Origin of the sequence: Paraburkholderia panacisoli, assembly GCF_008369935.1 — a bacterium.
In the GTDB taxonomy this organism is placed as follows: Bacteria; Pseudomonadota; Gammaproteobacteria; order Burkholderiales; family Burkholderiaceae; genus Paraburkholderia; species Paraburkholderia panacisoli.
In genome coordinates, this window is record NZ_VTUZ01000098.1 from 1 (window position 1) to 11,235 (window position 11,235).

Genomic DNA, 11,235 nt, shown 5'->3' on the forward strand with positions numbered 1-11,235 from the left:
CCAAGAACGCTTCGCCACATGGCATGGCTGGACCGTCATCGCTGCAGCAGAGAAATTTATCTGATAAGGATAACTACGCTTGATCAACACAGGTTGCCTGCACCCGCAAACTTGACAGAGCCCGGCGCGTCAAATTGAACAACAACAGTTCCATTGCTACCAATACGATGGCAGCATACCCAATCGCACCGAAACCGATGAATTTGACTAGGGTTCCACCAAGAAACGGAGCGATAGCAGCGCCCGCCATAAGCATTGCCGGAGTAGCCGCCACCGCCCGACCGGTAGCATCTAGTCGCGCAAGCAGACCAAAAGCATAGGTGTGCGTGAACAGAATCGTAAATGCCATCAGCGCCCCTGACGCGGCAAACAACCAGTAAGTCCAGGTGTGCGTCACGATCATGGCAAACACAGCCTGCATGATCGGTCCGATCGAAATGACCGTCGTGGCCTTGATCCGCTTTTCGAGCAAACCGGCCAACGGCGCCGGAAATAGCGTGACGATGCCGTAGATCACCAGCGCCAGTGTCACCAGTTCCCGGCCGAAGCCACGTGCCATGCCGATTCGCTCGTAAAAGCTGAGCGTCATGGCCTGAGTCATCGCGAGCAATGCGATTCCGACTATCGAATACCAGACCGCCCGGGAAAGCCGCTGCACTCTCACCAGAGATCCGTGGCGATCCTCCGCGATCTGTCGGCTCGGGCGCGGGAAAAACAACAGTGCAATCACGGCCGCCAGCCCCATGATTCCCGCAAAGACAATGAACAGCGTCGCCCCTCCAAACTTGGCTAGTACCGCTGGCGTTCCGCCGAGAATGACGATACCAAATACGCCAATAGCCAGGCCAGCCCATGCAAATACACGATGAGGATTGAGCCCACGCCCGATCGTACCGTGCGTAGCACTCAGCGCAGTCCCTACTGCCAAGCCGCCGGCAAAGTGCAAAGGCGCCAGCGCCGCCATGGTCGATTGTCCGAAGCACAGCGCGAAGGCCAACGCCGCAGCAGCAAAGCCAGTCACGACAGCCCACTTTGCGTTCACGCGGTTGAAGCGGGAGGCAAAAAATACGCTGGATAACGAAGCTCCGATCAGAAACAGCGTCGGCAGCGTGCCTGCCTGTTGAGGATTGAACCGGTAATGGGAGACCAGGGTGCCTACCCACAACGGCAGTGCAACCAGGTCCAACATGCCTGCGCAGTGGGAAATCATCAGTGTCACTGTTCCGCGAACACTCTCGATTCGTGGCAGGTCGAGTACCTTCTGCATGGCGGTCTCCTGGTCAGAACGCATGTATCCAGCGCAGGTTCACGTGAGCGCCGGAGTACGTATTGCGCTCCACCACCGGGAAATAAAGGTTCGCAAACACGAAGTTGTTGCGATCGATCGTCCACTCGGCACCGGGACCCAGCGAAAGGTTCGTCGTACGGGCAGCGGCCTGGCTTGCGCCATTGACTCGGTCATCTGTGATCTGGCGGAACCAGAAGCCGTTCACACCGACATCGAGGTTCGGCAATATTTTGTACGATGCCGCAAAGTTGGCCCACACTGCCTGGCCGGCCTGGAAGTTCACGATGCCCGGGACTTGAAACGGATTGTTGATGCCCGGATTGGTGTTCTTCGCGTTGTATAGATAGTGCATGCGCACCGACACTTCCGTCTTCGGCGTAGGCAACACCGTCACCGACCAGTACGGGTTCAGCGACCAGAAACCCGAACTCGGATTAACCAGCTTGTTCGGATCATAGGCGCCCGTTGGCGCGATCACGTCGAACTCGAAACGCTGCACAAAGACCGGACGACCGTCGCTGATCACCGGTGCCATCTCCAAAAAAGGGCCGAACGTGATGTCACCAAAGCCCGAACGCGCAGTCAGCGTCGGCGCATAAGGATTGGATTCAGTCGAGTGTGCATTCAACGACGTCACCGGCAGCATCGCCGTGAAGCCGAGTGCTCCTCCTAGTACATGAATCGGCGACGTATAGACGATCTGCGGCATCCACACGAACGCATTGAGCTGCGCGTCCTTGAATGCGGAACTTTGCGCACCGGTGTTCGTGTAAAACTTGGTGTTGTGCTTGTACTGGAAGAGCTGGATCGTCGTCCAGCCCGGTTCCGTACTGCCGAACGCGTCATTGAACGTCGTCGCGCCGAGATCGATGCCCGCCGGCTGGTAGGTAGATGCTTGCCCCGAACATGACAATGCAGCCAACGTCGCTCCAACAATGACCTGTACGGATCGCCGCATCTTGCGTTGACGATTATTCCCTTTTCTCATGTCGTCTCCAATATGTAGTAGTACTATTTACTTGTTGTAAATCTGCGTCATTGCAATTGCGATCGGGTTGGCTATGGGTGTTGGTGCTTGTTGGTGAAGTCCGGATGCATTGCTGGCGACTTGTTCAAACCTTGAAATCAGGCACTCGGAAGGGAACGGCTGTGCCTCCGTAGGCCTGCAGATTGATTCCGGCCCATTCAGCTGCCGCCAACAAACCTTTGCTCATTTTTGGGCTGACGCAAACGGCAGTACGAGACGCGAAAGATGCGTAGCATCCCGATAAATGATGTGCGTTACTGGTCTCCCGACGGGCAGATGAAATGCATCGGGCGGCAACAGGGAATTGTGCTCATCCACGAGCGGCTCATTGCACATGAGCTCGACGACCAGCTTGTGGCCCGGCTTGAACTCATTCGCAAAGGGGTAGAGCCTCACGACGTATTCGTTGATCACGCCAGGCTCGACAGGCACGCTGTGGGTGTGCGGGTGATACGGATTGCCTTCTCTCGATCGTTCGTCGAGTTCGCGATGCGATGCCTTGAGGAAGCCTGTTGTGACAAGTTGGCGCTTGCCGGTCGGCGCTTCGTCCCACACACGCAGGATCAAATTTGTATCGTCCTGGTCAATGGCAACGTAGAGATGCGCGGCACCCACGCCATGAACCGACGTTGCGGCCTGGAAGGGTTCGGTGAACCACGTCAGCTTCTCGACCTTGTCCACGATGGTCAGCGGCGCCTGATAGAACCCTTCCGGATGCGCATGCTCCACGTCTATGGGCTCCGGCTCGAAGGCCAGCTTGCCACGGGTACGCAAGTAAAGTGCCCTGTATTCGACTGGCGTGACGGGCCAATGGTCCGCGGCCATCCATTTGCGGCTACCTTCGACATGCACCTTCACCGCCGGCTCGTCCATGATCCCGTTGTCGATGCCCTTCAGCCAGTAGTCGTACCAGCGGAACATGGTGTCGTGCTCATCCACCCAAGGGCGCGTCTGCATCGGCGGATATGGCCCGATCTCCAGCTTTTTCGGGCCTTTCAGCACATCGAAGAGCTCGATCGTTCCGTCTACGGTCCAGCCACGGCCCTGGTTGATCTGCAGGTACACGGGGATATCGATGTTTCTGGCCAGATTGATCGGGTTCCGCTCTTCGTACCACTCGCCATCAAGATGGTTCACGACAATGTCGAACCAGGACTCGTGATGAATCGGATAATTCAGCAGATGCACGAGGTTGGGCCAGGCGGCCACGTCAGGGTCGGCGAGTCGCTCTGCCACGCGTCGCTTGATTTCCTCTTCGGAGTAAGTCTCCAGCATGCGAGATCTGTGACGATGCGTGAAGGCCCAGCCCGAGTCGCCGCCACGGCCCTCTCGTGCAGCACGCGGCATGAACCACATGACACCGCCGTGATAGGTCGTCTCATAGAAATCAAAATGCCCGCCACTGACGAAAATCGCCTTGAGATGCGGGGGGCGCTCGGCCGCAGCGAAGATCTGCATGGAGCCGAAATACGAAATGCCGATCATTCCGACCACGCCGTTGCACCATGGCTGCGCAGCAACCCACTCGATGAAATCGTAAGCGTCCTGTCCTAGCGGAACGCCACCGGCGTTGTAGTTGCCGATATGCTCCCCCTCTGAACTGCCGGAGCCACGTACGTCGCCGATCACGTGAACGTAGCCTTCTTCCACCACGCGCGCAATGTCACCTGCCTCGATGCATCCGTCCCACAACGGCGAGGGACGTCGCTGGGGAGGGATGGTGAGCGCCAGCGCCTGTAATTCCTTGCCGTAGGGGCTCAGCGCGACCAGTGCCGGGCGCGGCGTATCTCCTTCGGCATGGTAGGCGTCCGCAGCGAGGTGAATGCCGTCTCGCATCGGCACACGCAGGTCTTTGTGTACAACCATCATGAGCGATAGCCCTTATGAAAATATCCGTGCATCGTGGTAAAAAACGGTGAAGGTTCCAAGGTTGGATCGCCGTCGTAGCGCAAGTGATGCGCGATACAGCAAAAGGGCGAACAGGGAGCCTTTGCGACAGCTCCGCCGTCGAAGCCGAATTGCTCGGTGGCGGCACGCACCCTCGCCTCGATGTCGAGGCTTTCCTGAATCCTGGCAGCTGCCTGTTGGCGGTCCAGCACCACGCCCAGTGATTCGGCACCCCGGCTGCGATAGGGATGACCGAGAAACAGGCGGTTTGGCTTCACGTGGTCGCGAAGGTGCAGCAGGCTGGCACGGTACGCATCAGGATCTGCATAGCTCGGAAATCCGTTGGCTGCACCGTGGATCTGCACGGCATCGCCGACGAAGACATCGCGCTGCCCTTCCACCACATACGCCACCGAACCTGCCGTGTGCCCCGGCACGGAGTGCACCGTAATCGTCACATCCCGCCCAAGCGATATCTGGTCGCCATGGCGGACCACCTGGTGCGGTTCCATTTCGCCGGAGATGGCAGCCTCGCAGGCCGCCGTCAGCCTGGCTTCACCTTCCGGGTCGTTGATATAGCGGCCACGGGCTGCCAGATATTCGTCGACATGGGTGCGGCGTGAACGCAGGAACGGCGCATCTGCCTCGTGGATAACGACTTTGGCTTTGCGGCCGGTCAGCTCCCATAATGCATGCGCACCACCGATGTGATCGATATGCCCGTGGGTAAGAAGAATCCAGCGGACATCTTCAATGCGCCGCCCCAATTGCTCGAGAGCCGGTGCAATGCCACCCGCTGGCGATGAGGCGATGCCGGTGTCAACAATCGCAGGCTCGCTTCCGTCGATGAAAAAGCTGTAGAGGCCGAACCGGCCCCACTGCGAAAACAGTGGCTGGATATCGACCGTGCTCATCGCTTTCCATTCCTGATGAAGTCGGCGGTCTGGGCGAACACACCCTGGAACTCGGGCAGCCAGGAAAAATGCTGGACGAATCCATGCGCAGCCGATTCGTAGCGGTGAATCGTGGCTGGAACGCCAGCCTGCTCCAGCTTCTGACCATACAACTCGCCCTCGTCACGAAGGGGATCGCATTCCGCCGTGACGATGAGCGTCGGCGGCAGTCCGGAAAGATCCTGTCTCTTGATGGGCGACACGAGGGGATCGGCTGGGTTCGCACCGCGATCGATGTAGAACGCGTTGAACGGCTTCAGCATTGCCGTTTCCAGACCATTGCCGACGGCGTTAGTCTTCATCGACGCGTAGCGCTCGACATTGAAGTCGAGATCGAGCGACGGGTAATAGAGCACCTGATGCGTGATGCATTTCAGGCCCCTTTCCACCGCCATCGCGGCGACTGCAGCCGCGAAGTTGGCGCCTGAACTGTCGCCTGCCACGACCAGGGTGCGGCCATCCCAGCCGATGCCCTCGCTCGGACCGCGACCATGCTGTTCTATCCACTGAACCACGGCGTAGCAGTCGTTCAGACCCGCAGGAAAGGCATGCTCGGGAGCAAGCCGATAGCCGACCGAAACGACAACAGACTGCGTGGCATCGGCCAGTGCGCGCGCAACATGATCGTGAGTATTCAGGCTGCCAAGAAAGAACGCGCCACCGTGGAAATAAACCAGCACCGGATGGAAGTCCGCAGCCGTCGGCTTGTAGACGCGCACTGGAATCTCACCGGCAGGCGTCGACAAGGTCTGGTCGAACACCGAATGCACGGGAAGCCGCTTCTCCAGCGGAGGAACGCGGCTCTCGTCCGCCGCTCGCATGGCCTCCGGATTGAGCGGTCCTGGCGGCGCAGGCGGCAGAGAAGCGATGAACTCAGCAACTGTAGGATGAAGTGCCATGATTTAGCTCCTCGCGGCGATCTCGCCCTGATGCTGGTTGGGAAAGACACTCTGGACTTCGTCTTCGCTCCAGCCTTGGCGCGACAGGCGTTGCAGTTCATCGGTTACCGGCTTGCGGCTCGCCTGGTATTGCGCCAGTGCTTCGGGAATCGAATCGGCCTCGTTGAGTTTCTCGGCAAGCGCACCGGCATCCAGAACGGCCGAGTTCGCGCCCTGTCCCTGGTGGTGCAGCATCGCGTGAGACGCATCACCGATCAGCACCACCGAACTGGAATGCCAGAGGGGAATCGGGTCGATGTCATACACGGCTCGCAGGTTCACTTTGCTCATGTCGAGCCGCTCTGCGATTGCCATCAATTGCGGATCGAAGCCCGCGACGACCTTCATCAATTGTTCCTTGCTCGCGGCAGGCGCTGGCGTGGAGTCGGTCGCAAGACAGGTGACATCGAAAGACACCTCGTTGCGATGGTGGAGCGGCAACAGGTAAATCTTGGTGCCGTGCCCGACGTACATGCGAAGGTTGCCGTCGGCCACAAGACCGAAAGTATCCGCCGCCGGGATGACTGCGCGATAGGCGTGTTCGCCAGCAAATACTGGAGGCTTGTCGCTGAACAAATGCTTGCGCACTTGCGAGCGGATGCCGTCGGCACCGACGACCAGATCGGCGTTTACCGTCACGCCGTTCTCGAAGATTGCTGTAGCACCGTCGCCATTTGCGGTGATCCGGCTGAGACGGTGGTCCAGCTTCACCATGCCTGCGGGAAGCGTGTTCAGCAACGTCTCGATGAAGTCGCCACGATGCACGAAATGCGTGCTGGCACCAAAGACCTGTTTTTCGGGCCACTCCTCCATGGCGATCCGCTGACCATGAGCGGTCAGAATCTCGAAGCAGTCGCTCGGCGAGGTCACGGCGACGATACGGTCAAGGATGCCGAGCTTGCGGAACTGGTCCATCGTGGAGGGACGTAGTCCAATCCCGGCCCCGACCTCTTTGATCTCCTGCGCCTGTTCGTACACCGTGACCGTAGCGCCCAGCCGGCTAAGCGCCAGCGCTGCGGTCGCACCGGCGTACCCGGCGCCGATCACGGCGATATTCAAATCCTTCAAAGTTCCCGATGTCATGATGGGTCTCTTTATTCGACTGCTTGTCAATGATTGGAGATAGGCGTCAAAGTCAGAAACTCGGCCGTGTTTTGAACGAACAGCTGGTCGATGACCGAGTCCTCGATACCTTCGGCGTGCAGGTCTGGTATGAGTTGCTCGAACAGATAATTCACCGTGTGACCTTTCACTCCAGGCCAACCGAGCGGCGAGCAGTTTGCATCCGCCGATGCAAGAACCTGATTGACCAAGCCACTGTTGAGGAATCTCAGAAAGTGTTGGAGGCGCTCCTGACGGTGGCGGCCCCAAAATGGCGGATCAGGCAATTCGAGGTCGTAACCGAAGGTATCGAAGCCAATCCGCGCTCCCGCGTCCAGAAGGGCTTTCTCGTTGATCAAGCCCTGACTCACGCCATCATCGGCATGCCCGAACAACACCCTGTGGCAAGGCAGTCCCTCTTCAGCAAAGATATTCAGTGCCGGCGTGGAATCGACAGCGAGGTGAGTGAAAATCGGTGCGCCGGTGATCCTGGAGGCGCGTGCAGCGGCGCGATAGATGCACAGGTCGAGCTCCTTCATCTTGAAGCCACGACTGACGCCGACCTTGATGATCCCGGCCTTTGCACCGGTGTCACCGATACCGACGCTGATCTCATGGACGAACTGGTCGGTCAGATACTCGACGCTCGTACGCTCGAAGAACGGCAATGCCGTGTCGCCACCGACAAAACCCGTGCTGGCGACGATGTGCACGCCCGTCTTGTCCGACAGGGACTTGTAGTAGTCGATGTCGCGACCGTTGCAGATTCCAGTGGCTTCCACGAAGGTTGCTGCACCCCATCGTTTCGTGTTCTCGTGAAACTGGCGCAGCTTGGGCACGGTCTCCTCATAACGCTGCTCCGGCGTCTTCCACCACTTGCTGTCGAGTTCGCATCCGGGCATGCCATAGCCAATGTGCTCATGAATCGCAACAAACCCGAGCTCCGAAGCCGAAATGGCGCCCAGTACCGTATTCACTCGTGTCATTTGACTTCCCCATTGACGCTCAGCAATTGCGCGGTGTTCGTAATCAGCATTTGTGCAATGTGTGCCTGGGAGACCCCGGCTGCCTGGAGCATAGGCACGAACTTCGTCAGCACGTCGCTGTAGGGAATGTCGTTACCAGGTTCGCCGAATGCCACCCCGGTGGCACTGGCCGACAGAAGGATACGATCGGCATAGCCTGCGTTGATCAATTCAACGATCAATGCCACCCGTTCAGAATCGCTGATGTAGCGCGCGTCGCTCGAGCCAATGTGGTCAACGCCCACTCGGGCGCCCGCGCGGGCCACGGCCATGGACCAGCCATTGGCAACGGCGTCACGACGATCCATTCCGCCCATGACAATGCGTTCTGGCTCCAGCACCTCGTCGATGGCTAGCTGCATTTCTGCCAGAGCATCGGCTCCGCTCCGGATGAATACGGGCACGCCATAGGTTGCGCCGGCACGCGCAGCGCCTCGCACCAGATTGCCATCGGTCGGCGTCACTCCACTGTGGGTGACCGCCGTGACTACCATTCCGGCCGCAGCACGGCGTTCCCGGCGAGGAACCACCATGCCTTCATTAACCTCTTTACCGAACAGTTCGGCGAACTTGCTGGCCGGCCAGGGCGTGGGAGGGTTGGTCTGCGGCGTCAGAAAATATCCGCCCAACATGGACTCCGGCCCTTGGCCCGTGGAAGCGACGATGTGAACGCCGGTGGCACGCGATAGCGCCTCGAACAGGCGCAGATCACGCCCTTGGAACATGCCCGTCGCATCGACGATCGTGCCCCCGCCTGCCGACTTGAACGCTCTCAATTTGGCGGCTATCACGTCGAACACTTCGGCGCGATCAATCCTGATGTCGTACGCATACTGGGCTCCAGGCAGCACGTACATTAGCGATTCGCTGAAGAGGGTGACGCCAAGCTGCCGGGCGTCGACCGGTCCGAGCACCGTGTTGACAAGGGTTGCATTGACACCTTCGTCTTTGGGAGGGTCAAGGATGAGGGAAGTAAAAGGCGGCAAGGGTTCGAGAGCACCCTGGCTGTGTTTAACGCACATGTACGCCTCCCATAAGCGATGGAGCGCGATGCACGCTATCAGCAGTAGAAACGGTCATCTCACTCAAAACAGTCTCTCCGATCCAATAAACATAATGTTCTTTGTTATGCCAATACGTGGGCCAAAAAATGGAACCTATCAACCGTCCCCTTGACAATTTTTTTGCCAGCGGTGGGCGTCCAGGCGGCGGGCGCTACATCGGTCTTAGGACTTCAAGAATGCGTTCGGTATGAAGCGAGGGGCACAGTCGAATGTTGATTGTTCATATTATGGATACCTAAGTAATGTCGCATCGCTCTACCAAACTTATTGCAGATTTATCGCCAACGCCTGCCGGCTACACGCTGCACGCAGTCACGCGGCGCAGCTTCGGGATCGGAACGCGATAGTCAAGCGCAACGGCAGTCGCTGTGCCGTCCGATTGCCGCCAACGAAGCAACCCCTGCTCGCTGGTGCCTTCCACGATTTCCGGCTTACCCACAACCGGTGTTGGCCCAATGGCTTTTAGAGAGATGCCAAAAGCCTCCGTCCAAAAGTACCGCTGGAACGCGAGCTCGGGAGCATCCAGCCTGAGGAGCGCGGCGGCGGCCACTTTCGCTTGATCGATGGCGCTCGTCCACAGCGGAACACGTGCGACGCGCCCCGCGTGCGGGAATGCGGCGACATCGCCTACTGCCGCAATGTTCGGGCGAACCAGGCCGCGCCGGTCTACCACGAGCGCGCCGCCAGTGAGTAACCCGGTGGTGGCGAGCCACTCGACATTGGGGGCGTCGCCGATAGCAGAGACAATCACCTGCGCCTCGATTACCGTGCCGTCGCCAAGCGCCACCACGGATGCACCGTCGCGCATCACGACCGCCGCGGAGTCAGTCGTGACGACCTTGAGGCCCTGCGCAAGAGCAGCATCGTGGAACCGCGCCGCGAGCAATGCGCCGAGATGGGCAGCGAGCGGCACTCCTTTGGCGACGAGCGTCGTTGCACATCCAGCCCCAATCGCGCCGGATGCGATCTCCATGCCGAGCGGACCACCGCCCACCACTACGACTGAAGGCCTTGACGCCAGTCGTGCCCGCAACGCCAACGCATCGGCGAGCGTGCGAACGGTGTATTCGTCGCTCCTGCTACCAGGATCTAGACGTTTGGCTCGCGTGCCGGTGGAGATAATCAGCGCGTCGTACGGCACCTCATCGCCGTCCGCGAGCCGCACGCGCTGCCGATCGACATCGAGGCCAACGGCGGCGATGCCGCGCCGTTCGGTTGCCCCGTGCGTCGCCTCCGGCAACAAGTGCGAGGTCAGATCATCCTCGTCGCGCAGCATGGCCTTGGACAACGCAGGACGGCTGTATGGCGCAACCGGTTCGTCACCGATTACCGTGATTCGGCCATCGAATCCTTCCGCGCGAAGCGTGTCGCAAGCGGTCAAACCCGCGATGCCACTGCCCACCACCACGATATCGCGTAGGGAATGTCGAAGGGCGCTCATTAATTCGCCTCGTCATCGACGAGCCTGAGCGCGGCTACCGGGCAGACGCGCGCCGCAGCCTGGGCGGTCGCCAGGGCCGCATCGCTGATCTCGTTCACATCGATGGCGGCATAGCCTTCGTCGTCGATGTGAAGAAGCTGTGCGGCCACCTCTTCGCACAGACCATGACCTTCGCAACGAGGGCGATCGAGAATCAGTTTGATCATACGGCCTCCAACTCCAGGACGGGAACGGTGTCGAACGACACCGTGACATTGCTCGGTACGCGAGCGACATCGCCGATGCGGAACGATTTGATTTGAGTCGCAAGCGCCTCGATGATTGCTGCACCCTCCATGCGAGCAAGGCCTTGACCGGCGCAGCCATGCGGTCCATAGCCAAAGGAGCTCAGGATTACCCACACCCATTAGCGGGCCGGTGTCAAGCGAACAGTTGTTACCATGGCCGCGACAGCGACCAACCTCAACTCCACGATTCCCAATCCCAGCAGCCGAGCGCGCCCGTTTCTTCA

At 59.4% G+C, this 11,235-nt stretch carries 10 protein-coding genes; all 10 read right to left on the reverse strand.

Annotated features, from left to right (window positions below; genetic code table 11):
- Positions 1 to 73: 73 nt before the first annotated feature.
- Entirely contained in the window at positions 74 to 1,267 is a 1,194-nt protein-coding gene (locus tag FVF58_RS50130) for an MFS transporter (protein ID WP_188131229.1), read from the reverse strand.
- A gap of 13 nt (positions 1,268 to 1,280) precedes the next feature.
- Positions 1,281 to 2,210, reverse strand: coding sequence for a SphA family protein (locus FVF58_RS50135; RefSeq protein ID WP_246217600.1), 930 nt, complete (start codon positions 2,208 to 2,210; stop codon positions 1,281 to 1,283).
- Between the two features lie 288 nt (positions 2,211 to 2,498).
- On the reverse strand, positions 2,499 to 4,151 hold the full coding sequence (locus tag FVF58_RS50140) for a CocE/NonD family hydrolase (RefSeq protein WP_246217601.1): 1,653 nt from the start codon (positions 4,149 to 4,151) through the stop codon (positions 2,499 to 2,501).
- Positions 4,152 to 4,180: 29 nt separating this feature from the next.
- Positions 4,181 to 5,116 (reverse strand): MBL fold metallo-hydrolase, encoded by a 936-nt coding sequence (locus tag FVF58_RS50145; protein ID WP_149676860.1) that lies wholly within the window; start codon positions 5,114 to 5,116, stop codon positions 4,181 to 4,183.
- A complete protein-coding gene (locus FVF58_RS50150; protein ID WP_149676861.1) occupies positions 5,113 to 6,054 on the reverse strand; it encodes an alpha/beta hydrolase in 942 nt (313 codons plus the stop codon). The genes FVF58_RS50145 and FVF58_RS50150 overlap by 4 nt, the downstream gene beginning before the upstream one ends.
- Positions 6,055 to 6,057: 3 nt before the next feature.
- On the reverse strand, positions 6,058 to 7,176 hold the full coding sequence (locus FVF58_RS50155) for an FAD-dependent oxidoreductase (protein WP_149676862.1): 1,119 nt from the start codon (positions 7,174 to 7,176) through the stop codon (positions 6,058 to 6,060).
- Between the two features lie 26 nt (positions 7,177 to 7,202).
- A complete protein-coding gene (locus tag FVF58_RS50160; protein ID WP_149676863.1) occupies positions 7,203 to 8,180 on the reverse strand; it encodes a phosphotriesterase family protein in 978 nt (325 codons plus the stop codon).
- Complete coding sequence (locus FVF58_RS50165) at positions 8,177 to 9,241, reverse strand: phosphotriesterase family protein (protein ID WP_149676864.1); 1,065 nt, start codon at positions 9,239 to 9,241, stop codon at positions 8,177 to 8,179. The genes FVF58_RS50160 and FVF58_RS50165 overlap by 4 nt, the downstream gene beginning before the upstream one ends.
- Before the next feature lie 337 nt (positions 9,242 to 9,578).
- Positions 9,579 to 10,724, reverse strand: a complete 1,146-nt coding sequence (locus tag FVF58_RS50170; RefSeq protein ID WP_149676865.1) for an NAD(P)/FAD-dependent oxidoreductase — start codon at positions 10,722 to 10,724, stop codon at positions 9,579 to 9,581.
- On the reverse strand, positions 10,724 to 10,930 hold the full coding sequence (locus FVF58_RS50175) for a ferredoxin (RefSeq protein WP_223191246.1): 207 nt from the start codon (positions 10,928 to 10,930) through the stop codon (positions 10,724 to 10,726). Before FVF58_RS50175 ends, FVF58_RS50170 begins: the two co-directional genes overlap by 1 nt.
- Between the last annotated feature and the right edge of the window lie 305 nt (positions 10,931 to 11,235).